Raw genomic sequence first — 23,042 nt, 5'->3', positions numbered from 1 at the left:
TTTGACCGTCAGCTCACCCGTCGGTAGCACCGGCCGGTAACCTTTGCCGTTGTCCCGCAGGGCACCCTGGTGTATTCGCGCCGTCAACCCGACAGTCCGCCGGATATCGCGGTGTAGGCCGCGAGCGTCCGATCGTCGAACAACACGAACCGCACGAGCTCGACGCCAGGAGCCCCCGGCAGGGCCTCGGAGATCGTACCCACGGCGATGCGCGCGGCCGAGTCGACCGGCCACCCGTGGATACCGGCGGAGATGGCCGGGAATGCCACGGTCCGCGCGCCGAGGTCCGCGGCCGCCCGCAGCCGCCTGCACTCGGCCAGGATCTCCGGCCCGCCCTTGCGGTGGATCGCCCCGTCGACCCCGCCACCGCCGAGCAGCGACGAGTTGGCCGCGTTCACCACGACGTCGACGTCCTGCTCGGTGAGGTCGCCCCGCACCAGCTCGATCCGTGCCATGCCCGGATGGTGCCCCGCGCGCGACCGGGTGTCCACCGGATTGCCCGCCACTGTGGACTGTCCGGCCGCGCCTGCGTCCACTGTGGACAGTTCGAGCTCCGGGGCGTGCCTGCCGACCGCGCGCGGCAGGCCCGTATGCTGACCTGGCCCGCGACTCGACGGGGAGGCGGGATCGCCGCACCGGCACGTGCTGAGGGAGGCGTCGGGGGATGCAGACGGCGGTGCGCGCGGTCGCGATGACCGGGCGGGGGCGGGTGCGCGAGGGCAACGAGGACGCGGTGTTGGTGTTCGGCTGGTTCACCCAGTCGTCCGAGCCCGCAGTGGTGGACCTGCGCGCGCAACCGTCCCGGACCGTCCTGTGCGCGGTCGCCGACGGCATGGGCGGCCACGCCGCGGGCGAGGTCGCCAGCGCGACCGCCCTGGTCACCGCCGCCGACCGCTACCTGGCCTGGACCACCCCCGGCGAGACCGCCGCGGGCCTGGTGGACATCAACGCCGAGCTCTACGACCTGGCCAACCGCGGCGTCGAGACCTCCGGCATGGGCACCACCATCGCGGGCGTCCTGGTCGCCGCCGACCACGCCGTCTGCTTCAACATCGGCGACAGCCGCGTCTACGACATCACCCGCGGCACCCTCACCCAGCTCACCGTGGACGACGCCGTGACCGGCGGCCTCACCCAGGCCCTCGGCGATCCCCCCGACCCCGGCCCGGTCCCGCACGTCCTCGAACTCCCGCTGTCGACCCCGACGCGGCTGTTCCTGTGCACGGACGGCATCAGCTCGGTGCTGGACCCGGGCACGCTGCACAACCTGTGCCGCATCCCCGACCCGGTCGCACTGGTCGACACGCTCCGCACCACGGTCTACGGCCTGGGCGCCCCCGACAACCTCACCGCCGTGGTGCTGGACATCCCCTGAGCGCCGCTTGTCAAGCGCTGCGGTCGACCTGTGGACAACTCCGTGGGGGACCCCCGAAGTCAATTCTACCCGGCAAGACCGACAGTGCCCGGCCGTAATGATCATGCCTGTGGACAACCCCGGTGGGTTCCGATCCTCGGCGCTCGCCGGGGTTCGGCTGTGCGGGATTGACCGAGCAGTGCCGCATGTACGGCTCGCGCGGGCGGGTGCTCACATCGCCCGGATCGGCGGTCTTTCCCAGGGCGCGACCGCGTGCACGGCGGCGGCGAAGGTGATGAGGTCGTCCTCGTGGTGCGGCCGTGCGACCGCCTGCACGCCCACCGGGCATCCCTCGTGGTCCAGACCTGCCGGGATCGTGGCGGCCGGGTGGCCGCTGACGTTGAATGCCCAGGTCAGGGTGGTGTTGATCCGCTCCCCCGGGCCCTCGTGCCGGTGTGGTGGACCGGGCGTGGTCGGCGTCAGCACCAGGTCGACCGTCTCGAACACGGACGCCAGCCGGTGATCGTTCTCCGCGTGGCGAGCAGGTTCGTTCGCGCGCAGCGCGTACCAGGCGGGTGCGGGGTCGAGTAATCGCACGTCCATGTCGACGAACCGGACCGCTCCGCTGTCGAGCACTCGGTGCACGCATTGCCAGGCAATCCGGGCCTGTTCGTCGTCGGTCTCGGCGTACCCCAGGTCGGAGGACCACGCGACCGACAATCGCCGTGACTTCGTCGCCCGGCCCGACACGACCTGGAGGTACGCCGCCGCGTCCGCGACGTCGAACACCAGTGGTCCGGGCGCCGTCCGACCGGTGGTCTTGATCCCCAGCACACCGCACCACGCGGCGGGGATCCGCACGGAACCGGCGCCGTCGACCCCGGTCGCGACCGGCACCACCCCCGTGGCCACCGCGACCCCGGACCCCGCCGACGACCCTCCCGGCGTCCGGTCACCCCGCCACGGATTGCGCGTGGGCCCGCCATCGGCCTGCCCCCAGGTCCGCCACGGCGTTCCCGGTCCCGGCACGGTGGTCGTACCGAGCGGAACACAGCCCGCCGCCAGCAATCTGTGCACCTGTACCGACCGCGACCGCTCGGAGTGCTTCACCCCGATCGGCACGCCCGCGAACGGAAGCGACTCGCCCGCATTGATCCGACGATCCACCTCGACCGCTCGGAGCAGTGCGCGCTCCCGATCGACGCTCCGGAACGCCGACACCTCGTCCTCCACGGCCGCGAGCCGCTCGAACCCCTCGGCGACGACGTCGGCCGCCCGTCGCCTGCCCTGGTTCACGGCCGCCGCGATCTCCAGCGCGGTCTCGACAGCGCACCTCCACTCAGCCGAAGTGCCCCAGCATCACCGGTGCGGGCACCTGGTCGATCTTCGGAGCTCCTGGATACCACCGGAACCGGTCGGTCGGCGCCCCGCCACCGTCCACGATCAACTCCAGCGCGGCGGATCCGATCCCCTTGCCATCGACGTTGCGGGAGTTCCCGGCCCGGCTGTCGTCCGGGCCGTGCTCGCTGGCGGTCGAGTCCGCGATCGGCACCCGCCACTGGGTCGGGTCCTGCGGGTCGACGGTCGGTGTTCCCGCGACGAACATGACATGCCCGGTGTCCTGCGCGCCGGGGCCGAGAGCGTAGGTGACGACATCGCCGGGGACAAGGTCCGGCACGTGCGCGACCCGGGTCCAGTGGCCACTGGTCTGACCCGGGGTCAGTTTGGCCAACATGCTCGCCCAGTCGACCGCGTAGGGACCGTGCTCGACCGTCCCGGTGGGGAGTTGGCACGAGGTACTGAAGTCCGTCTTCCGCGCCGCGTTGGCCGATTGGACGAGATCCCCGTAGGCGTTGCAGGAGGCAATCCGGAGCAGGACGTTGCCCCAGCCGGAGCAATCCACGATGTAGGTGCCTGCGGTCCGGTCGAGAGAGGTCGTGTGCTGGTAGTCGGATTTCTGGTAGGTCGACAGCTCGTGCTGGATCTCCGCCCAGACGGCCGCACTGCCTTGCGTCGTCTGTACACGCAACCTGGGCGCGAACGATTGCGGGGTGGCGGGCGTGGTCGTCGCGGCGGCGCCTGTGGTGAGGCAGCCGATCTGCTCGTTCTCTCCGGTTGTGGTCGGGGTCGTGGTGGTCGGCACGGCCGCTGACTCGTTCCGCGCCTTGTCGGAACACCCGGCGACCACCGCCAGGACGAGCGCCACGACCCCGAACCGCCACCCACGATTGCCCATGCCCGCACGATAAGCAGGCCGCGCGACCGGAACCCGCTCCCGATCACCACGCCTAACCGTGTGGGTGACGGCTGGGCGAAATCGATCGCGGCGCCCACGCTCTCGATCTTGCCCAGCACACCACCTTGCCGCGCTACCGCACAGGCAACGCGCGCGAAGCCGGGCTGAATCCGTTGGCCCCCCACGTCCCCCACCACATAGCCCGCCGCTCCCAGGGGGATCCCCCAGGGCCCATTCTACCGGGTGGGGGTGTCAAAGGATCTTGGTCGACCGGCGTTCGAGGGGTGCCTGTGGATAACTTCTGTCGCCTGAACGGGGGAAGTTCAGGGCAAGGGGCCCGAGAGTCCACAAAGGACAAGAGCCGTCGGGAGCGGGAATCTGCCGAGACCCATCCACGAACGAGTGAAGAAGCGGGCGGTGGTCGGAAACGCGTGCCACACTGCGTTCGGGTGCCTGCGAAGTCGGCGGATGGGTTCCGGCCCGGATGTCGGCGACGAGTGATGATGGCCTGCCTCTCCCGGGGCAGGCCATCGTCATGTCCGGGGTCAGGCGAAGTGGGCGGCGACCATGTCCTCGGTGACCTCCGCCAGGGTCGCGGGCCGCCAGTGCGGGGTGCGGTCCTTGTCGATCACCTGGGCGCGGATGCCCTCCACCAGGTCGTGGCCGCGCAGGCAGGCGACCGAGACGCGCAGGTCCTGGGCCAGCACCGCCGCAAGCGGCAGCAGGCGGGCGCGGCGGAGGGCGGCAAGGGTGACCTTGAGGGCGGTCGGCGAGCGGGTGCCGATCTCGGCGACCACCGTGTCCTGGCCCGCCTCGGTGAGCCGTTCCAGGATCTCCTCGACGGTGTCGGCGGCGAAGCACTTGTCGATCCACGGCGCGTCGGCCGCCAGGCGGGACGGTGGTGGGGTCTCGGTGTGTCGGGCCAGGGCGTCCTCGATCGGCAGCACCAGCAGGTCCTCGATCAGCAAAGGCAGCCGGTCGGCGCGCACGAAGTGGTCGGCGAGTCCACAGTGGATGGCGTCGGCGCCGGAGACGGGGGCGCCGGTGAGGGCGGCGTGGGTGCCCAGTTCGCCGGGGGCGCGGGCGAGCAGGTAGGTGCCGCCGACGTCGGGGGCCAGGCCGATGCCGACCTCCGGCATGGCCAGCCGGGTGCGTTCGGTGACCACGCGGACCGAGCCGTGCGCGGACACGCCGACGCCGCCGCCCATGACGATGCCATCCATGAGCGCGATGTACGGCTTGGGGTACGTGGCGATCCGGGCGTTGAGGCGGTACTCGTCGGCCCAGAAGGCGGGGGCGGTCCGGCCGCCCGCGCGGGCGTCGTCGTGGATGGCCCGGATGTCGCCGCCTGCGCACAGGCCGCGCTCCCCCGCGCCGTCGATCAGCACCGCGCGTACGTCGTCGTCCTCGGCCCAGGCGGCCAGGGCCGCGGCCATGTCGGTGATCATGGCGTGGGTCAGCGCGTTGATCGCGCGCGGGCGGTCCAGGGTGATCCGACCCAGCCCGTCCGCCACGCGGATCCGTACGTCGGACATGCACACTCCTCGGGGCGAGACTGTGGTACCCGTCACAAGTGACGGTGTCGAGCGCCGTCGGACGGCTTCGACCGACAAGTGAGGATGCCGCACCGGACCGGCCGCGGCGCGGAAGGGAAGAGGTGGGGCATGTCACTGCGGGATCGGGTCGACGCGGTCGTGCGCGAGCTGGTGGACAGCGGTGCCGAGCCGGGGCTGCAGGTCGCGGTCTACGCGGGCGGGGAGCTGGTGGCGGACGTGTCCGCGGGCGTCGCGGACCCGGCGACCGGGCGCGCCGTCACGGCCGACACGCCGTTCTACGCCTACTCCGTGGGCAAGGCGCTGACCACGACGGTCGTGCACCGGCTCGCCGAGCGCGGCGCGTTCGACCACGACACGCCGGTGGCCGAGCTGTGGCCGGAGTTCGCCCAGGGCGGCAAGCGGGACGTGACCATCCGGCACGTGCTCACGCACACCGCGGGCGTGCCCGGCCTGCCCGCGGATGTCACGCCGGAGGAGGTCTGCGACTGGGAGCGGATCACCGCGCGGGTCGCGGCGCTGGAGCCGTGGTGGGAGCCGGGGACCAAGACCGCGTACCACGCCTACACGTTCGGCTTCATCCTCGGCGAGGTCGTCCGCCGGGCCACCGGCGCGCCGATCTCGGTCGCGTTGCGCGAGCTGGTCGGCGAACCGCTGGGGGTGGCCGACGAGCTGTGGTTCGGCATGCCAGACGACCAGCTGTCCCGGGTGGCCGTGCTGGCGGACGACCCGGCGACGGCCGGGTTCGAGATGCCCGCGGACTCGCCGTTCTGGCGGCTCGCCCCGCCCGCGGTGAACCCGTCGGCGACCTTCGGCAACCGCGCGGACGTGCTGCGGGCCGACATCCCGGCGGGCGGCAAGGTGACCGCCCGCGCCATGGCCCGGCTGTACGCGGCGCTGGCCGGGACCCTGGATGTCCGGCTGCTGTCCGACGAGCGCGCGGCCGACCTGTTCAAGGTCGCCTACAGCGGACCGGACGAGCTGCTGGGCATGCCGTCGACCTGGTCGCTCGGCCTGGCCTGCGGACGTCCCGGCACACAGCCGGGGACCCAGGACAGCTGGTTCGGCTGGCACGGCGTCGGCGGCAGCTACGCGGGCGTCGACAGCGCGACCGGGGTGGCGCTGGCGGTGTGCAAGAACCGGCTCACCATGAACTTCGATGCCGCGGGCAGGCTCGCCGCCCTGGTGGACGAGGGGTAGGAGGTGCCCTGGTCGGGCGGGCACACCCCCGCCCGACCAGGGGATCGAGGGGTCAGGCCCACGCGCCGGTGGTGCTGGTCGCGGTCGTCGTGGACTGCTGGTAGAGGGTGCTGAGCATGGCCTGGCTGACATTGGCCGACGAGCTGTAGTCGGAGCCCTGCGCGAGGTCGAAGGCCATCCGGTCGGTGCTGTCGTCCGGCTTCGGCGGGCCCTGGATGATCTTGTCGGCGAGCTCGTCGGCCTGGTCGGCGGACAGCGAGGTGTCGCTCTTGGTCAGCGCCGAGGTGATGGTGGTCTTGAGGGTGGCCGCGTCCATGCCCTTCGACGCGGCGACGTCGGTGAGGCTGGTGCCGGACTGGAGCTCGTCCTGCAGCTCGTCGGAGGTCAGACCGAGGGCGTCGGCGACGGAGTCGAGCGCGTCGTCGACCTTCTGGTCCTTACCGCCACCGGGCGGCGGGCCCGCCGGGCGCGCGCCACCCGGGCCGCCGGGGCCACCGTGGCCGCCGGGACCGGCCACCACGTGCTGGGCGACCTCCTTGGCCTTGGACGCGTCCAGGGTGCTGTCGGCGCCGGTCAGCGCGTCGCTGATGGCCGAGGTGAGGGTGTCGGTGCTGACGCCCTTGCTCTGCGCCAGCGAGGACATCGACTGCCCGTTCTTCAGGGCGCTGCGCAGGTCGTCGGTGGACATGCCCAGGGTCTTGGCGGCGGCGTCGAACGCCTTGCGCATGGTGGCGTGGTTGTCCGAGCGCTGGGTGGGAACGTAGGAGACGTTCGAGCTACCCGAGATGGAGCTGACGGTCATGTGCTTCCTGCCTCGCGGTGGGGTTTCGCTTGCCCCCGTGAGGTCGGCCCGGCGGTCCCCCGTCCGAGGGAACCGCCGATCCGCACAGCCAACTCATACGCTTCACAGCGCATTCCCAGCTACGGCCCTCAGTACTGGTAGAAACCGCGGCCGCTCTTCTTGCCCAGCAGGCCCGCGTCCACCATGCGCAGCAGCAGCGGCGGTGCCGAGTACAGCTGCTCCTTGAACTCCGAGTACAGCGAGTCCGCGATGGCCTTGGTGGTGTCCAGGCCGATCAGGTCGGTGAGCCGCAGCGGGCCCATCGGGTGCGCGCAGCCCAGGACCATGCCGTTGTCGATGTCCTCGGCGGAGGCGAACCCGGACTCCAGCATCCGGATGGCCGACAGCAGGTACGGGATCAGCAGCGCGTTCACCACGAACCCGGCCCGGTCCTGGGACAGCACGACCTGCTTGCCCAGCGTCCCCTCGACGAAGTCCTTCGCCCGGTCGCGGGTCTCGGCCGCGGTGAGCAGGGACGGCACCAGCTCGACCAGCTTGAGCACCGGCACCGGGTTGAAGAAGTGCACGCCGACGACCTGCTGCGGGCGCGCGGTGGCCATGCCCAGCTTCATGATCGGGATGGACGAGGTGTTCGAGGCGAAGATCGCGGCCGGGTCCTCGACGACCTTGTCCAGGGTGCGGAACACCTCGGTCTTCACCTGCTCGATCTCGGCGACCGCCTCGATGGTGAGCTGCCGGTCGGCGAACTCGCCCAGGTCGGTGCCGAACCGCAGCCGCGCCAGCGCCGCGTCCCGCTCGTCCTCGCTCAGCTTGCCGTTCTTCACCCCGCGCGCCAGGGACTTCTCGATCCGCCCCCGGCCCGCGTCCAGGGCGGCGGCGTTGACCTCGGCGACGAGCACGTCCAGCCCGGCCCGCGCACACACCTCCGCGATGCCCGAGCCCATCAGACCCGACCCGATCACACCGACGCGGCTGATCTCACTCACCCGACTGTCCCTCCTCCAACGCACGGATCCCGGCCAGCATCACACATTCCGCCGGTACTGCCCACCGACCTCGAAGAAGGCCTCGGTGATCTGGCCCAGCGTGCACACCCGCGCGGCGTCCATCAGCACCTCGAACACGTTGCCGTCGGACGCGGCCACCGCGCGCAGCCTCGCCAGCGCACGCACGGCCTCGTCGCGGTGTCGCTCCTGGTAGGCGCGGGTGCGGTCGACCTGCGAGCGCTTCTCGTCCTCGGTCGCGCGCGCCAGCTCGATCTCGACGACCTCGTCCTCGTCGCCCTTGGCTGGCAGGAACGTGTTCACGCCGACCAGCGGCAGCGAGCCGTCGTGCTTGCGGTGCTCGTAGCGCATCGACTCGTCCTGGATGCGGCCGCGCTGGTAGCCGGTCTCCATGGCGCCCAGCACGCCGCCGCGGTCGGAAATGCGGTCGAACTCGGTGAGCACCGCCTCCTCGACCAGGTCGGTCAGCTCGTCGATGACGAAGGAACCCTGCAGCGGGTTCTCGTTCATCGACAGGCCCCACTCCTTGTTGATGATGAGCTGGATCGCCATCGCGCGGCGCACCGAGGACTCGGTCGGCGTGGTGATCGCCTCGTCGTAGGCGTTGGTGTGCAGGGAGTTCGCATTGTCGTAGAGCGCGCACAGCGCCTGCAGCGTGGTGCGGATGTCGTTGAAGTTCATCTCCTGCGCGTGCAGCGAGCGACCCGAGGTCTGCACGTGGTACTTGAGCTTCTGCGACCGCTCCGCCGCGCCGTAGCGCTGCTTCATCGCGACCGCCCAGATCCGGCGGGCGACACGGCCGATCACCGAGTACTCGGCGTCCATGCCGTTGGAGAAGAAGAACGACAGGTTCGGCGCGAAGTCGTCGATGGCCATGCCGCGGGCCAGGTAGGACTCGACGTAGGTGAACCCGTTGGCCAGCGTGAAGGCCAGCTGGCTGATGGGGTTCGCGCCCGCCTCGGCGATGTGGTAGCCGGAGATCGACACCGAGTAGAAGTTGCGGACCTTGTTGCGGATGAACCATTCCTGGATGTCGGCCATCATCCGCAGGCTGAACTCGGTGGAGAAGATGCAGGTGTTCTGGCCCTGGTCCTCCTTGAGGATGTCGGCCTGCACCGTGCCGCGCACGTTCGCCAGCGCCCAGGCGGTGAGCTCCTTGCGCTCCTCGGCATCCGGCTCGCGATTGTGCTCCAGCACGAACGCGTCGACGCGGCGGTCGATGGCGGTGTTGAGGAAGTAGGCCAGGATCGTGGGCGCCGGGCCGTTGATGGTCATCGAGACCGAGGTGGTGGGCGCGGTCAGGTCGAAGCCGTCGTAGAGGGCCTTCATGTCGTCCAAGGAGGCGATCGACACACCGGAGGTACCGATCTTGCCGTAGACGTCCGGCGGGGTGTCGGGGTCGCGGCCGTAGAGGGTGACCGAGTCGAACGCGGTCGACAGCCGGGTGGCCGGGTTGCCCTCGGACAGCAGCTTGAACCGGCGGTTGGTGCGGAACGCGTCGCCCTCGCCCGCGAACATGCGCGCCGGGTCCTCGCCCTCGCGCTTGAACGGGAACACGCCCGCGGTGAACGGGAACCGGCCGGGCAGGTTCTCCTTGCGCAGGTAGCGGACGAGCGTGGCGTCGTCGTCGAACCGCGGCAACGCGACACGCGGGACGCGGTTGCCGGACAGGGTCTCCCGCCAGAGCTGGGTGTGCAGCTCCTTGTCGCGGATCTTGACCACGAGCTCGTCGGCGCGGTACTCCTCGACCGTCCGCGGCCACTGCGCCAGCAGGTCCTCGGTGTCGCGCTCGACCCGGCGCGCGGCCTCGGCGGCCAACCGCTCGATGTCCTCTGTGGACGCTCCGGCCGCGTCGAGTGCCTTGTGCGCCAACTGCAGCGCGGAGTGCGCGCGCACGGCCTCGACCTGCTGGTCGGTGGCACGGTGGTAGGCGCGGACGGTCTCGGCGATGTCGGACAGGTACCGCGCGCGCTGCGGCGGCACGACCGTGGCGGCCGAAGTGGACACCCGGCCCTCCACCCGCGGCAGCACGCCCTCGGCGAACGGGACGCCCTTGTCCGCGAGGAGGGTGCGCAGCTCCTGGTAGAGGGCGGTGACGCCGTCGTCGTTGAAGGTGGCGGCGCTGGTGCCGTAGACCGGCATGTCCTCCCAGGACTGGCCGAACGCCTCGCGGTTGCGCACCAGCTGGCGGGCCACGTCGCGGCGCGCGTCCTCGGCGCCCCGGCGCTCGAACTTGTTGATGGCCACCACGTCGGCGAAGTCGAGCATGTCGATCTTCTCCAGCTGCGAGGCCGCGCCGAACTCGGGCGTCATCACATACAGCGAGACGTCCACATAGGGCACGATCGCCGCGTCGCCCTGGCCGATGCCGGGGGTCTCCACGATCACCAGGTCGTGGCCCGCCGCCTTGGCCGCGGCGATCGTGTCGGACAGGCCCTCGGGCACCTCGGACCCGGCGCCGCGGGTGGCCAGCGAGCGGAAGAAGACCGGGTCGGTGCCGCCGCCGAGCGAGTTCATCCGGATCCGATCGCCCAGCAGCGCGCCCCCGCCGCGGCGCCGGGTCGGGTCCACGGCGATGACCGCGATCCGCAGCTTGTCCTGCTGGTCCAGGCGCAGCCTGCGGACCAGCTCGTCGGTGAGCGAGGACTTGCCGGAGCCGCCGGTGCCGGTGATGCCCAGCACCGGGACCTGCCGGTCGACGCCCGCGAGCGCCGCCCGCACGTCGTCGGCCAGGGTGCCCGCCTCGATCTGGGTGATGGTCCTGGCCAGCGCCGCGTGGTCGCCGGACACCAGCGCCTCGCGGCTCGCCGGGGCGGCCGCGGCCGGGTCGACATCACAGGCCTCGACCATGGAGTTGATCATCTTCGCCAGCCCGAGCCGTTGCCCGTCCGCGGGCGAGAAGATCCGCGCCACCCCGCGCGAGTGCAGCAGCCTGATCTCTTCCGGGACGATCACGCCGCCGCCCCCGCCGAACACCTTGACATGGCCTGCGCCGCACTCGGCGAGCAGCTCGACCAGGTAGCTGAAATACTCGACGTGGCCGCCCTGGTAGGCGCTGATCGCCACGCCCTGCACGTCCTCCTGGATGGCCGCCGCGACCACCTCGCGCACCGAGCGGTTGTGCCCGAGGTGGATCACCTCGGCACCCTGCGACTGCAGGATCCGGCGCATGATGTTGATCGCCGCGTCGTGCCCGTCGAACAGGCTGGCCGCGGTGACGAACCGGACCGGGTTGGCCGGTCGGTACAGCTCGGCGGGCATGGTGGCCTCCGGATGGGTGGGTCCTGTGAATAGTCTGGCTTCCTACTTTCGGACGTGCAACCACCTGTGGGGTATCCGACACGCCGTGCTTGGATGACAGCGTGACCCCCGACCCGGTGACCCGCATGCTGGCCGACGACCGTGCCTCCGGCGCCCTCGGCATCACGCTGCGGTCGGCCGGGCTCGGCTGGGCCGAGGTCACCATGCCGGTGACCGAGAACATGGTGAACGGCCACGACATCGGTCACGGCGGGTATGTGTTCCTGCTCGCCGACACCGCTTTCGCGTGCGCCTGCAACAGCCACGGACCGGTGACGGTGGCCGCGGGGGCGGACATCACGTTCGTCGCGCCGGTGCGGTTGGGGGACGTGCTGGTGGCGCGGGCGGAGGAACGGACCCGGTATGGGCGCAGCGGCATCTACGACGTGACCGTGACGCGTGGGACGGAAGTGGTCGCGGAGTTCCGCGGCCGGAGCCGGATTCTCCGCTGACCGCTCCGGAAGGCGCCCCTACCCCTGGGCCGCCACCAGGAACATCGGGATGGCGACGAAGATCCGGTCCGTGCGGTGACGTTCGGTCTGCTCGGCGAGCCAGGCGGGGTCGTCGGTGATCCGGTGGACGAGGGCGAGCGCGGTGTCGTCGGTGAGCACGAGCGTGTGCACCTCGACGACCGGATCGGTGAACCCGGCGTCGAGCAGCAGGTTGCGGTGGCGGCGGGCGATGCGCGGGGACGGGAACGAGTCGGCCTTCGCGTGGACCAGGCGGCGGGTGGTCGCCGGGTCGTCCGAGTCGATGACGATCGTGTCCCAGTCCGAACCGAGCAGCGCGATCCGGCCGCCCGGCGCCAGTACCCGGCGGGCCTCGGCCATGGCGCGCGCCGGGTCGTCGAGCAGGTGCAGCACCTTGTCGGCGCGGTAGCCGGTGACCGATCCGGACTCAAGCGGCAGGTCGTAGGCGTCACCGTGGCGGAACTCGCCGGACGGGAAACGCTTCCGGGCGGCGGCGATCATCTCGGGACCGGGGTCGACGCCGATCGCGCCTGCGCCGCGTTCGGCCAGTTCGGCGACCGCGCGGCCGCCACCGCAACCGACGTCGACCACGGTCTGTCCGGGGAGGTCGCCGAGCAGGTCGTAGGACCGGGCGCGGAGCCGGACGGCCGCGGGCTGCGCGTCACCGGCGTCGAGTACGGCAAGCAGGCTGGACATGCCCACCATGCTCGGACTTAATGTCGACATGAAGTCAACCCCGATGACGATCGGCGAGGTTGCCGACCACTTCGGCCTGCCGACCCACGTCCTGCGCCACTGGGAGTCGGTCGGCCTGCTCTCCCCCGGCCGCGTCACCGGCGGCCGCCGCCGCTACACCCGCGACGACCTGTTCCGAGTGGCGTCGATCGTGCGCGCGAAGGAGGCAGGCCTGTCACTACCGGACATCCGCACATTCCTCGCCGCGTGCGACCCGGCGGCCCGCAAGGACATACTCCGCCGCAACCAGCGCGCGCTCCAGGCCAGGATGGCGGCATTGCGGTCCGCGCTCGAACTCGTGGAAGCCGGGTTGAACTGCTCACACGAGGACATCACGACCTGCCCGAACTACCGGGCCCGACTCGCGACCCTGGTCGACACCCAGGACTGACGTCCCTCCACGCATCGCCGGACTGCCACGCGAAGCACCTCAGGGGCAGTGGTCCGCATAGTGACTTCGTGTGGGTGGGATCAGGCGCCGACGGTGAAGGTGATGGTGTAGTCCGCCATGTTGATCCGAGCGGAGGCGGCGTCTTCGCCGTGCGCCCCGTAGCCACCTGCCTTGACCGCGTTGGTGAACGTGATGGTGTAGCGGCCGAGCGGTAGGTCGGCGAGGGCGAACTCGCGGGTGAACGACAGTGGGTATGGCGGCTTTGCGCCCTTTGCCGTGACCTCCTCGGTGCTGACCACATTGCCGTCGGGGCCGGTCAGGGTCAGTGTTCCCCAGACCACCGGTACAGCCGCATCGACCAGGTGCAGGTTCTCCGACAGCCACATCACCGCGTCCCAGCGCAGCGGCGTGGCGTGGAAAGACACCGTCGCCTTCTGGTACGAGTCGTCGTCCCAGCCCAGGATGAGGTCGAGGTGGGACTCGACCTTGTGGTACCTCTCGCTGTCGGTGCGCTCTCCTGACTCGGGGCTGCGCAGTGCGCGGTAGACGTCCGGATCGGACAGCCGCTCGTCGGTGATGATCCAACTGATCCCACCGAGCGCGCCCACTGTCCACGCCGACACCTTGTAGTGGCCGTGCCCCATCGACGTACGACGGAGTTTGCCCCGGGTGTGAGTACGACCGTTGCTATCACGGGCGGTCTCAAACGTCTCGATGCGCGCCTGTTCGACCAGCCCCCGCAGTTCGGCGTCGGCCTGCGCCCGATCCGCCTCCGCGAGCGACACCCGGGCGATATTCAGTCGTTCCACCTTCTCGTCTTCCACCTCGAACGTCCATCGAACGCCGACGAAATGCAGGCACCAACTCGTGAGCCCGGTCAACGTCAGACCGTCCGCACTCTGATCGGTCACCGCGAGCACCGCCTCAGCGTGCAGGAACTCGCTGAGGTTGCCCATCAAGAGATCGGCGTCGTCGTCGAAATCGGAGGTGATGAACATGAAGTCATCCGAGGTGGCATCGGCCAACACCCGGTTGTCCCGCTCGCGCAGAGCATCGACGAAGGCGCGGACAGTCGGCTGGGTCAATTCCGTGGCAAGCAGCATGCCCATCAGCATGGCCACCTCACACCGCGATCGCACCAGCACCAGAGATGATCGCGCACCCGGATTGTTCCCTACTTACCGGCGCCACCCTGGGTGTTTCCCTTTGGTTACCACGTCGACAGATCCACCCGATCGCGCCTGGCCGCGGGCGCCAACGCCTCGGCGTCCAGCACGGGTCTCCACTGACCGCCGCCCCGGGCGAGTGCGCTTCCTGCCAGGTGGTGCGCGCGGTTGTGACAATGCATGAATTCATCATTGGACGCAACGAACTTGAACCAATCTCTCGTTCGAGTGGTTGGCCTTGTGTTGACTCGCCCCAGGTGGGCGTCGTTGCTGATTTCTGCACCGCAGAGCCGGTTGTTAGCACAGTGTGGTCAGGCGAGGGCGCCTGCGAGGCGGCGCAGCGAGGAGCGGCCGTTGCGGCGGTACATCTCGGCGCCCATCTCGACCCAGTCGCCGACCTTGTTGAGCGTGTGGTGGCCGATCTCCAAGCCCGCCGCGGTGTTCTCGGCGACGTCGACCGCGTCGTCGTCGACGCCGAGGCTGATCGCGGTGGGGATCTGGGTGGCGAGGTCCACGGCGCCTTTGAGCACCTTGGCAGCGATCTTGCCGTTCTTGGCGCTCGCGCCGACGAGCTTCGCGCCGCGGGTGCCAAGGTAGTTGGCGATCTTGCCGACGTCGCCGGAGGACTTGACCGAGGCGGCGAGGAACGCCCGGCCCGCCGATTTGGTCGCGACGGAGACCTTGCCGACGGACTTCATCGCGGCCTTGCCCGCTTTGGCGGCCTTGCCCACGGCGCCGACGAACGGGATGGCGCCCAGCGCGTCCGCGCCGAGTCCGACGACGGTCGCGGCGTCCCAGTCGCCCTTGAGCACGGCGTCGACGGTGTTCGCCGCCAGCGATCCGGCCGCAGTGATCAACGCGACCGGGCCCATGATCGGCGCGAGCACCGGGATCAGCGCGAGGACACCGGTCACCGCGGAGACGATGCCGAGGATGTCACCGAGAATGCCCCACCCGGTGGACGCGGCCTTCTCCGCCTCGGCTTTGGCGAGGAGGTAGTCGTACTCGGCGCCGCGGGTGTCGATGAGCCGGTCGAACTCGCGGTCCAGAAGCAGCGACTGCAACTGGTACTCCGCCTGCACCGCCAACACCAGATCCACCAACGCGCGCAGCGCGTCGTGCGGGATGCGGTCGGAGCCGTAGCCGACGTCCTTGAGCCGCCACATACCGCAGCGGCCGAACGACATTCCACCCCTGGCCAAGGAGGCCACGTGGCCGAGGTCGCGGGCGACCTCCGGGTCGGTGAGGTCGATGATCGCGCCCGCCGGTGCGCGCAACCTGAACCACTCGCCGTCCTTGGGCGGTATCTCGCGCGGGGGCCTCTTGCCGAACTCGCGGTACTCCTCAACGCGCTTCTGGTACCGGGCCTCTTCCGCAGCCTCGATCTCCGCCACCAGGGTGGCGCGGCGGTCGTAAAGGCTCTGGGTGAAGGCATCGATCGCCTCGGCCGTTTCCGCCGAGGACTCCCTCAGCGCCGCGAGGTCGTGGTCCAAGCGGCGCAACGCGGCCAGGATGCGCTCCTCCTGGTAGAGGAAGATCCGGATGAGTTGGTCGATGTGGTAGCGGTCCTCGTCGCGCAGTGCGTCCGGTTTCCACCCCCAGATCCGCAGCGACATCTGCTCGTCGGCGGTGTACATGCCGAGTTTGGAGTGCACAGCGGCCACGATCTGGTCGTCGCCACCCGCCTGGTAACCGAGGGTCGGCATCGGGAAGTACCCGTTGCCATCGATGGTCCGGTACAACGTCTGCATGTCCAACCCCTGATCAGGCGAACTCGATGGTCTTGCACACCGCGCCGACGATGTCGACACACTCGTCCCACTGCGGGATGTTCTCCGTGGCGACCGCGAAATCCGCCATCGCGTAGCGGTCGGGGATGGGCACGAACACGTGCATCTGCCGCACCCGCGTGGGACCACCACCGTCGACCAGCAGGTTTACCGGTCGGTCGACCTTGGCCTCCTCGGTGAGCACCACCGCGTCCCCGCACGGCAGCCGCACCACCCCGACCTCAGCGTCCGGGTAGATCGCCCCCATCGTCCGCGCCAACCGGTGCACTGTCTGCTCGTTCGCCAATTCGCTCGGCCGCGCGGTGACGGTCAGCATGACCGAGCTCAGGTGGCCCTCGCCCTCGGGTCGGCACAGCAGGATGCCCGCCCACACCGCGCCCGCCGCGGCCAACATCTCGTACATCGCCTGTTGGGCCAGCACCGCGTGCGCGATCTGCTCGTCCGACGGTCTCGGGTTCACCATGTTCAACTTGTCGATCAACTTGTTGGTGTTGTCCTCCGCGGACACCGTGAAGTCGACCTCGTGGAACTGCTCCGGCACCGAGAACGACATCGGCAGCTCGGTTGTGGACGCGGCGGTCGGCGACACGGTCAACCCCTCGGACGAATCGGTACACGCTGACCCCACCAAGCCTGGCCACACTCACGGGCGGACTTCACCCGCCAACGGCCCCGATCACCCGATCCCGCCACGAAGACCACACGTTCCGATGACGACGGCGCCGGTCCCGCCTCGATCCCACGACGGGCACAGGTCCTCCACGGACAGGCCCACTGTGTGAAAACTTTTGTGCGACTGATCGACCAAGTGGATAACTACTGCACTCGCGACAGGATGGACCGATGCAGTTTCGGTACGGTTCATGTCAAGGCTTCCTCACTGATCCGAAACCGGTCGAGTCCGGTGTGAAAAAAACCGATAGCGCGGCGGGTGACAGTCGGGCGAACCCTTGATTTCCTGTTGCTACCCAACCAATGGCCCAACCTTCGAGCGTTAAGCCAAAAAGGTGACTCTATGCTCGCGCCCGGGCGAAGGGCGACCTTCTTATAGAACTTCGGCATCTGTGGTGATATTTGTACGAGCCGGGTGTCGCGCTTTCGTCGCCCATCCGAAATCACTGCCGCACTTTTCCAGGAAGAAGGCGCACGTGACTCGACACACGCAGGAACAACAACGACGCTGGGGCGCGCTCGGCCTCGGCGCGGCCATCGTCGCCGCCGCGCTGTCGGTGGTGACCGGTTCGCCTGCGCAGGCCGCGGCGACCGGCACGCTCTACGTGGCCAACCAGAGCACCAACACGGTCTCGGTCGTGAACGCGGCGACCGGCACGATCACCGCGACGGTCCCGGTCGGGTCGCAGCCCGACGACGAGGCGATCACCCCGGACGGCGCACGGGTCTATGTCGCCAACTCCGCCAACGGCATCGTCAACGGCACGGTCTCGGTGATCGACACCGGCACCAACACCGTGACCGCCACGATCGGGGTCGGTCGCAACTCCGGCGGGATAGCGATCAACCCCGACGGCCAGTCTGCCTACGTCACCAACGCCAGCGACAACTCCGTGTCGGTGATCAGCACCGCGACCAACACCGTCACCGCGACGATCCCCGGACTCGACTTCCCGCTGTCGGTCACCTACAACCCCGCGGGCACCCGCGCCTACGTCGGTGACCAGGCCGCGGTCCGGGTGATCGATACCGCCACCAACACCGTGATCGCGGTCATCCCGATCGGCGGCAGCGTCTCCGCGGTGGAGGTCAACCCCGCCGGTACCATGCTGTACGCGACCGACCGGGACAACAACAACCTGGTCGTGATCAACACCGCCACCAACGTGATCAGCACGACGATCCCGGTGGGCTCCTTCCCGAGCGCGGTCGCGCTCACCCCGTCCGGCGGCACGGCCTACGTCACGAACCTGCTCGGCAGCTCCGTGTCGGTCGTCAACACCGCCACCAACACCGTGACCGCCACCGTGTCGGTCGGCTCGTACCCGAGCGGCGTCGCGGTGTCGGCGGACGGCAGCACCGCCTACGCGACCCATGGCAGCACCGCGTCCGTGATCGACACCGCCACCAACACCGTGACCGGCACCCTCAGCGGATTCCACGCCGCCACCGCCATCGTCATCGGCCCGGCGCCCGTGATCGACGCCGACCTGTCGGTGTCGGTGGCCGACTCCACGGACCCGGTCGCTCTCGGCGGTGACCCCTACACCTACACCGTGAGCGTGGCCAACGCCGGACCGCTCGGGGCGACCGGGGTGACGGTGTCCACCACCCTGTCCGGCGCCAACCGCACCATCAACTCCGCCACCTCATCACAGGGCTCGTGCACGGTGTCCGCGCCGACCGTGTCCTGCGCTCTCGGCGCCGTCGCGGTATCGGGTTCGGCGACCGTGACGATCTCGGTCACCCCGTCGGCCACCGGCACGATCACCGCCACGTCGACCGTGTCGGCCACTGAAACCGACCCGAACGCAGGCAACAACACCGACGCCGAGTCCACCACCGTGAACAACGCGTTGGGCTGCACCATCACCGGCACACCCGGCAACGACACCCTCAACGGCACCAACGGCGCCGACGTCATCTGCGGACTGGGCGGTGACGACACGATCAACGGCGGAAACGGCGACGACGTCATCTACGGCGGCGCGGGCAACGACACGATCGACGGCGGAAACGGCGACGACGTGATCCACGGCGGCGACGGCGACGACGTCATCGGGGGCGGCAACGGCGCCGACTACCTCTACGGCGAGGCGGGCAACGACACCAACTACGGCGAGACCCTGCTCGGGTCGCTGCTGTACCTGTTCGACAACGGCAACGACCACATCTACGGCGGCCCCGGCAACGACGTCCTGGTCGACCACGACGGCACCGACACCATGAGCGGTTCCAACGGCAACGACACCATCGACGTCCAGGACGGCGTCGGCGGCGACACCGCCAACGGCGGACTCGGCACCGACACCTGCACCGTCGACGCAGGCGACACGACCACCAGCTGCTGACCACAAAGGACAGGTGCGCCCGCTACCCGCGGGCGCACCCGCCCCCTTCGTGCCCCTGATCAGACGGCAACGACGCCACGCCCGCACCGAAAACCGCACGACAACCAGCCGAACGGGACGGTACCCCGATGAACACCACCACCCACCCCAGCCGACGCATCGTCACGGTACGGCCCAGGCGCCGTGCGAGCGCCGTCGCCGCGCTGACCGCCCTGTGTGCCCTACTGCCCGCCCCAGCCGCGCACGCCGCGGTCGGCTCGGTCACCTGCACCGGAAACAGCCACGTCACCTACACACCCGGCCTGACCCTCACCCCGCAGACCGTCACCGTGCAGGAAACCGACACCATCCCCTCCTGCACCTCCACCGACCCCACCCTGACCAGCGTCATCACCGGCGGCCCGTTCTCCTACCCGGCCCCGGACGCCGCCTGCAACTATCTCGAACTCAACCCCACCGGCGGCGGCACCCTCACCATCCACTGGAACAACGGCCAGACCTCCACCCTCACCGGCCTCGCCAGCACACTGACCGCCACCGGCGGAATCGTCCAGAACACCGCCACCGGCACCGTCACCGCAGGCGAGTTCACCGGCGCCAGCGCCACTATCGCCTGGATCTACGCACTCGTGAACCCGTTGCAATGCCTGGCACCCGGCGGCCTGACCACCCAGGACGGCACCATCCTGCTCCAGATCAACGGAATATGACCAACACCGCCGTGGCCAAGTCGGCCACCGAGTGGACCGCCTGGAAATCGGCCACGGCACCCTCAACCAGGTCGGCGACTGGATCGAGATGGGCGCCGAGATGTACCGCCGCGACGGCCGCAGCTCCCTCCGCCGCAACCCTCACCTGACGTGCTCCGATCAAACAGGACCATCTGGCTGGACCTCATTCCTGGGCAGCACGGCCGAAGGCATCACCCGGCGGAGCAGGCGTGCGCGTCGATGATGTCCATGTCCGCGACTTGGGCAACGGCGATGCAGCGAGCTGTCCACAGGTGTGAGGTGCATTCCCCTAGCCGGTCGGGAGCCCGGTCAGCATGAGGGTGATGGTGAAGTCGAAGCGGTCGTGGCCGGTGCCCGCGGTCAGCTCGGCGGCGTAGCGCTTGGTCTGGGGGAAAGTGTCGGGCAGGGCACCGAACCGGCGTAGCAGTTCGTCGCGGCTGATGACCCAGTTGTCGTTGCCGCGGCCGCGTCGACTGTCCGCAAGGGACACTTCGAGGCTGTAGGCGTTGACGTAGAGGTACAGCGAGTCGATCGCCCAGGCAGCCGCCCACGGGGGGACGCCGCCCGCCAGCAGGATGGCGAGCATGCCCTCGGTCACCCGCAGGGTGTCCAGGTTGGACGGAGCGGTGGCGAAGGCGGCCCGGGAGATGCCGGGGTAGCGCAGGTATCGGTCGCGCAGCTGAGTGCAGACGTCGGTGATCTGTCGGCGCCAGGTGGCGGGGTCCGGCTCGGGCAGGTCGATCCCGGCGCACAGGCGGCCGAGGAGCAGTTCGTCCAGATCCTCCTTGTTGACCACGTGGGCGTAGAGCGAGGACGGCCCCGTCTCCAGTTCGGTGGCCAGGCGGCGCATCGTCAGGGCCTCGTATCCCTCGCGTTCCACGATGTCGAACGCGGTGTCGACGATGGCCTCGACCGTGATCGGCTTCTTCTGCCCGCCGGACGGGCCACGCCGGGCCGCGGGCGCGTCCGTGCCGAGCTGGTGCCGGGCGGCGCGGCGCTGCTGCGGAGTCGGTGACATGCGGGCAGTCTAGCGCGTCGCCGAACAGTGTTCCTCATCACAAGAACAGTGTTCGCACTATTCAGAACACCGTTCCTATGATGCAGTGTTCACGTCCACTGACCTGCGCTTACCCCCGAAAGGAGCGCTCATGAACCGTCCACCTCAGTCCCTCCGAGCGGCCTGGGTCGCTCTGACCGGACTGTCCGCGGTGTTCCTCTTCGAGATGCTCGACAACTCGATCCTGAACGTCGCCCTGCCCACCATCGGCCGCGACCTGCACGCCTCGACCGTCGCCCTGCAGTGGGTGACCGGCGTCTACGCGGTCGTGTTCGGCGGCCTGATGCTCGCCTTCGGCGCCCTCGCCGACCGCTTCGGCCGACGGCGCGTCATGCTCATCGGCCTCGTCCTGCTCGGCCTCGCCAGCCTGGCCACCGCCTTCGTCAGCACGGCACCCCAACTGATCGCCACCCGCGCGGTCACCGGCGTCGCGGCGGCGATGACCACCCCTGGCTCGATGGCCCTCGCCTTCCGCCTGTTCGACGAGGACGGCCTGCGCGTCCGGGCGACCACGCTGATCTCGACCGTCGGCCTGGTCGGCCTCGCGATCGGCCCGACGGTCGGCGGCTTCGTGCTCTCGGTCGCGCCCTGGCAGGTCCTGTTGCTGGTGAACGTGCCGATAGCCGCACTCGCGATCATCGGCATCCGGGCGGGCATCGCCGCGGACGACCCGACCGACCTGCACCGCGACCCGGCCGACCTTCCCGGTGCCGTGCTCGGCACGGCCACGATCGTGCTCGCGCTCGTCGCGCCGACGCTGTTCGTCAACGAGGGCACCGGCTCGTGGGCACCGTGGACGGTCACCGCGGCCGCCGTCGTCGGCATGTTCCTGTTCGTCCGCCGGGAACGCTCGACCCGCTACCCGCTCCTCGACCTGAAACTCGTCGCCCGCCCCCTCGTCGCCAGCGGCCTGGCCTTCAAGGCCGCCGCCGGACTGGCCACCGCGGGCCTCGGCTACCTGGTCACCCTGCAGCTGCAGCTCGACTGGGGCTGGACGCCCGCGCTCGCCGCCATCGGCCTGCTGCCCCAGGTCGTCGTCCTCATCGCGGGCGGCGCCTTCGTCAACCCGTTCGTCCAGCGAGTCGGCCTGGAACGAGCCGCCTGGCTGAGCGCGGTGGCGGTCGTCGCAGGTCTCGCCGTCTACGCCCTGTTCGGCAACCTCGGCTACATCTGGGTCGCGATCGCCCTCGTTCTCGTGGCCGCCGGTCTGCGCGTGGTCGGCGTGGTCGCCGCGCTCAACGTGCTGCGCGGCCTACCCAAGACCCGGACCACGATCGGTGTCGCGCTCACCGATACCGCTACCGAGGTCACCTCCGGTGCGGGCATCGCGGTGACGGGCACGATCATCGCGGCCATGTTCACCGGCAACATCGCGACGCACGGCTGGACCGCCGCCCGGACATCCGAGTTCCGGGGCGCGGTCACCCTTTCCAGCCTCGTCCTGACCCTCGCCGCCGCTGCCCTCGTCGGCTGGGGAATCCTCCGCACCCGACGAGCCCCGACCGACGAACCAAGCCCCTCGACCGCCAACGTCGCCTGAGGCCCGCACAACCGTGGTCCTGGGTCACTGGGGTCAGGGGACCAGGAGGAAAACGGTGCCGCCGACGAGTGGGCCGGTGAGGGCGCCCGCGATCACCTGGGTCGGGGTGTGGTCGCCGAGGGTTACGCGGGACCAGCAGACGAGGGCGACGATGGCGATCAGGAGGAGGGACCAGGGGCCGTAGCGGAGGGTGACCATGGCGACCGCGCCGCCCGCCACGGCGCCGTGGATGGAGATCTTCCAGGCGCGGGTGATGGCCACGCAGACGGCGAGGGTGGCGAACATGGCCAGGGCGAGGGCCAGGACGTCGTGCGGGGCGTCGGCGACGACCAGGATGGTGATGCCGACGGCCGTGGAGCCCAGGCCGACCGCGAGGGGGAGGAAGCGGTGTTCGCGGTCGCGGACGTGGTGGCCGTCCCAGCGGCCCGCGCGGGCGCCGCGGATGATGAAGAGCATCGGGAGGATGCTGGAGAACAGGGCGACCTCCAGGCCCCACAGCAGGGTGCGCGCCCAGTCGTGGCCGGTGGCGGCCCAGGCCACGGCCAGTGGGAGCACCAGCACCACCACCGCCGGGGAGAACACCTCGGTCACCACCCGGGCCAGCCGGTTCGGCGCGGTCACAGCCGTATCCACGTGGATATCCCACCACACGGCGGCACGTTCACCGGGTAGCCCACCAGGTCGACGTAT

20 protein-coding genes are annotated in these 23,042 nt (G+C 69.9%); 7 read left to right on the top strand and 13 right to left on the bottom strand.

The genetic code is table 11. The annotated features are described in order from the left end of the window. Nucleotides 1–83: 83 nt before the first annotated feature. Complete coding sequence (locus C503_RS0103050; RefSeq protein ID WP_026315925.1) at nt 84–455, bottom strand: macro domain-containing protein; 372 nt, start codon at nt 453–455, stop codon at nt 84–86. Nucleotides 456–664: 209 nt separating this feature from the next. Here C503_RS0103050 and C503_RS37670 point away from each other — a divergent pair, with 209 nt between their 5' ends. Next, nucleotides 665–1,375 (top strand): PP2C family protein-serine/threonine phosphatase, encoded by a 711-nt coding sequence (locus C503_RS37670; protein ID WP_018680727.1) that lies wholly within the window; start codon nt 665–667, stop codon nt 1,373–1,375. Between the two features lie 210 nt (nt 1,376–1,585). On the opposite strand, the gene C503_RS47625 is transcribed toward C503_RS37670, so the two are convergent. The 3 genes from C503_RS47625 to C503_RS0103030 all read right to left on the bottom strand — a co-directional run bounded on the left by C503_RS47625 (nt 1,586) and on the right by C503_RS0103030 (nt 5,125). Next, nucleotides 1,586–2,650: an amidase gene (locus C503_RS47625; RefSeq protein WP_018680726.1), complete on the bottom strand. Its 1,065-nt coding sequence runs from the start codon at nt 2,648–2,650 to the stop codon at nt 1,586–1,588. A 43-nt stretch (nt 2,651–2,693) separates the two neighbouring features. Next, nucleotides 2,694–3,590: a hypothetical protein gene (locus C503_RS0103035; RefSeq protein WP_018680725.1), complete on the bottom strand. Its 897-nt coding sequence runs from the start codon at nt 3,588–3,590 to the stop codon at nt 2,694–2,696. Between the two features lie 545 nt (nt 3,591–4,135). Further along, a complete protein-coding gene (locus tag C503_RS0103030; RefSeq protein ID WP_018680724.1) occupies nt 4,136–5,125 on the bottom strand; it encodes an enoyl-CoA hydratase/isomerase family protein in 990 nt (329 codons plus the stop codon). A 129-nt stretch (nt 5,126–5,254) separates the two neighbouring features. On the opposite strand from C503_RS0103030, the gene C503_RS0103025 reads away from it, so the two are divergent. After that, nucleotides 5,255–6,343, top strand: coding sequence for a serine hydrolase domain-containing protein (locus tag C503_RS0103025; protein ID WP_018680723.1), 1,089 nt, complete (start codon nt 5,255–5,257; stop codon nt 6,341–6,343). Nucleotides 6,344–6,395: 52 nt separating this feature from the next. Here the strand turns inward: C503_RS0103025 and C503_RS0103020 are convergent, their stop codons facing one another. The 3 genes from C503_RS0103020 to icmF all read right to left on the bottom strand — a co-directional run bounded on the left by C503_RS0103020 (nt 6,396) and on the right by icmF (nt 11,410). Continuing rightward, nucleotides 6,396–7,145 carry a hypothetical protein gene (locus tag C503_RS0103020; RefSeq protein ID WP_018680722.1) on the bottom strand — a complete coding sequence of 250 codons (750 nt, stop codon included), beginning with the start codon at nt 7,143–7,145 and terminating at the stop codon, nt 6,396–6,398. 128 nt (nt 7,146–7,273) lie between these two features. Further along, on the bottom strand, nt 7,274–8,131 hold the full coding sequence (locus C503_RS0103015; protein WP_018680721.1) for a 3-hydroxybutyryl-CoA dehydrogenase: 858 nt from the start codon (nt 8,129–8,131) through the stop codon (nt 7,274–7,276). Between the two features lie 39 nt (nt 8,132–8,170). After that, on the bottom strand, nt 8,171–11,410 hold the full coding sequence (icmF, locus tag C503_RS0103010; RefSeq protein ID WP_018680720.1) for a fused isobutyryl-CoA mutase/GTPase IcmF: 3,240 nt from the start codon (nt 11,408–11,410) through the stop codon (nt 8,171–8,173). 125 nt (nt 11,411–11,535) lie between these two features. Between icmF and paaI the strand changes: the two genes are divergently transcribed. Further along, nucleotides 11,536–11,901 carry a hydroxyphenylacetyl-CoA thioesterase PaaI gene (gene paaI, locus C503_RS0103005; RefSeq protein WP_033400179.1) on the top strand — a complete coding sequence of 122 codons (366 nt, stop codon included), beginning with the start codon at nt 11,536–11,538 and terminating at the stop codon, nt 11,899–11,901. A gap of 18 nt (nt 11,902–11,919) precedes the next feature. Here the strand turns inward: paaI and C503_RS0103000 are convergent, their stop codons facing one another. Beyond that, nucleotides 11,920–12,615: a methyltransferase domain-containing protein gene (locus C503_RS0103000; protein WP_026315923.1), complete on the bottom strand. Its 696-nt coding sequence runs from the start codon at nt 12,613–12,615 to the stop codon at nt 11,920–11,922. On the opposite strand from C503_RS0103000, the gene C503_RS0102995 reads away from it, so the two are divergent. Then, nucleotides 12,614–13,045 (top strand): MerR family transcriptional regulator, encoded by a 432-nt coding sequence (locus tag C503_RS0102995; RefSeq protein WP_245572390.1) that lies wholly within the window; start codon nt 12,614–12,616, stop codon nt 13,043–13,045. The genes C503_RS0103000 and C503_RS0102995 overlap by 2 nt on opposite strands. An 80-nt stretch (nt 13,046–13,125) precedes the next feature. On the opposite strand, the gene C503_RS0102990 is transcribed toward C503_RS0102995, so the two are convergent. The 3 genes from C503_RS0102990 to C503_RS0102980 all read right to left on the bottom strand — a co-directional run bounded on the left by C503_RS0102990 (nt 13,126) and on the right by C503_RS0102980 (nt 16,590). Then, nucleotides 13,126–14,154 (bottom strand): hypothetical protein, encoded by a 1,029-nt coding sequence (locus C503_RS0102990; RefSeq protein ID WP_156892937.1) that lies wholly within the window; start codon nt 14,152–14,154, stop codon nt 13,126–13,128. Between the two features lie 368 nt (nt 14,155–14,522). Then, nucleotides 14,523–15,962, bottom strand: coding sequence for a hypothetical protein (locus C503_RS0102985; RefSeq protein WP_018680715.1), 1,440 nt, complete (start codon nt 15,960–15,962; stop codon nt 14,523–14,525). A gap of 13 nt (nt 15,963–15,975) precedes the next feature. After that, entirely contained in the window at nt 15,976–16,590 is a 615-nt protein-coding gene (locus C503_RS0102980) for a hypothetical protein (protein ID WP_156892936.1), read from the bottom strand. A 559-nt stretch (nt 16,591–17,149) separates the two neighbouring features. Here C503_RS0102980 and C503_RS37665 point away from each other — a divergent pair. Both C503_RS37665 and C503_RS0102970 read left to right on the top strand, forming a co-directional pair. After that, on the top strand, nt 17,150–19,024 hold the full coding sequence (locus C503_RS37665) for a YVTN family beta-propeller repeat protein (protein ID WP_018680713.1): 1,875 nt from the start codon (nt 17,150–17,152) through the stop codon (nt 19,022–19,024). Nucleotides 19,025–19,152: 128 nt separating this feature from the next. Continuing rightward, complete coding sequence (locus tag C503_RS0102970) at nt 19,153–19,734, top strand: hypothetical protein (RefSeq protein WP_018680712.1); 582 nt, start codon at nt 19,153–19,155, stop codon at nt 19,732–19,734. Between the two features lie 310 nt (nt 19,735–20,044). Here C503_RS0102970 and C503_RS0102960 read toward each other — a convergent pair whose 3' ends face one another. Then, complete coding sequence (locus C503_RS0102960) at nt 20,045–20,773, bottom strand: TetR/AcrR family transcriptional regulator (protein WP_018680710.1); 729 nt, start codon at nt 20,771–20,773, stop codon at nt 20,045–20,047. A 130-nt stretch (nt 20,774–20,903) separates the two neighbouring features. Between C503_RS0102960 and C503_RS0102955 the strand changes: the two genes are divergently transcribed. After that, entirely contained in the window at nt 20,904–22,352 is a 1,449-nt protein-coding gene (locus tag C503_RS0102955; RefSeq protein WP_018680709.1) for an MFS transporter, read from the top strand. Nucleotides 22,353–22,385: 33 nt separating this feature from the next. On the opposite strand, the gene C503_RS0102950 is transcribed toward C503_RS0102955, so the two are convergent. Further along, nucleotides 22,386–22,973, bottom strand: coding sequence for a YwiC-like family protein (locus C503_RS0102950; RefSeq protein ID WP_018680708.1), 588 nt, complete (start codon nt 22,971–22,973; stop codon nt 22,386–22,388). Nucleotides 22,974–23,042 lie beyond the last annotated feature (69 nt).

Source organism: Actinokineospora enzanensis DSM 44649 (genome assembly GCF_000374445.1).
Classification (GTDB): Bacteria; Actinomycetota; Actinomycetes; order Mycobacteriales; family Pseudonocardiaceae; genus Actinokineospora; species Actinokineospora enzanensis.
Note: the sequence above shows the minus strand (reverse complement) of the source record. Positions and strands in the feature narration are given on the sequence as shown.

Excerpts from the sequence above, each read along its gene's own strand:
- C503_RS0103050 (WP_026315925.1), bottom strand. The coding sequence starts at position 455 with ATGGCACGGATCGAGCTGGTGCGGGGCGACCTCACCGAGCAGGACGTC.
- C503_RS37670 (WP_018680727.1), top strand. The coding sequence starts at position 665 with ATGCAGACGGCGGTGCGCGCGGTCGCGATGACCGGGCGGGGGCGGGTG.
- C503_RS0103035 (WP_018680725.1), bottom strand. The coding sequence starts at position 3,590 with ATGGGCAATCGTGGGTGGCGGTTCGGGGTCGTGGCGCTCGTCCTGGCG.
- C503_RS0103030 (WP_018680724.1), bottom strand. The coding sequence starts at position 5,125 with ATGTCCGACGTACGGATCCGCGTGGCGGACGGGCTGGGTCGGATCACC.
- C503_RS0103025 (WP_018680723.1), top strand. The coding sequence starts at position 5,255 with ATGTCACTGCGGGATCGGGTCGACGCGGTCGTGCGCGAGCTGGTGGAC.
- C503_RS0103020 (WP_018680722.1), bottom strand. The coding sequence starts at position 7,145 with ATGACCGTCAGCTCCATCTCGGGTAGCTCGAACGTCTCCTACGTTCCC.
- icmF (WP_018680720.1), bottom strand. The coding sequence starts at position 11,410 with ATGCCCGCCGAGCTGTACCGACCGGCCAACCCGGTCCGGTTCGTCACC.
- paaI (WP_033400179.1), top strand. The coding sequence starts at position 11,536 with ATGCTGGCCGACGACCGTGCCTCCGGCGCCCTCGGCATCACGCTGCGG.
- C503_RS0102995 (WP_245572390.1), top strand. The coding sequence starts at position 12,614 with ATGCCCACCATGCTCGGACTTAATGTCGACATGAAGTCAACCCCGATG.
- C503_RS0103000 (WP_026315923.1), bottom strand. The coding sequence starts at position 12,615 with ATGTCCAGCCTGCTTGCCGTACTCGACGCCGGTGACGCGCAGCCCGCG.
- C503_RS0102990 (WP_156892937.1), bottom strand. The coding sequence starts at position 14,154 with ATGGGCATGCTGCTTGCCACGGAATTGACCCAGCCGACTGTCCGCGCC.
- C503_RS0102985 (WP_018680715.1), bottom strand. The coding sequence starts at position 15,962 with ATGCAGACGTTGTACCGGACCATCGATGGCAACGGGTACTTCCCGATG.
- C503_RS0102970 (WP_018680712.1), top strand. The coding sequence starts at position 19,153 with ATGAACACCACCACCCACCCCAGCCGACGCATCGTCACGGTACGGCCC.
- C503_RS0102960 (WP_018680710.1), bottom strand. The coding sequence starts at position 20,773 with ATGTCACCGACTCCGCAGCAGCGCCGCGCCGCCCGGCACCAGCTCGGC.
- C503_RS0102955 (WP_018680709.1), top strand. The coding sequence starts at position 20,904 with ATGAACCGTCCACCTCAGTCCCTCCGAGCGGCCTGGGTCGCTCTGACC.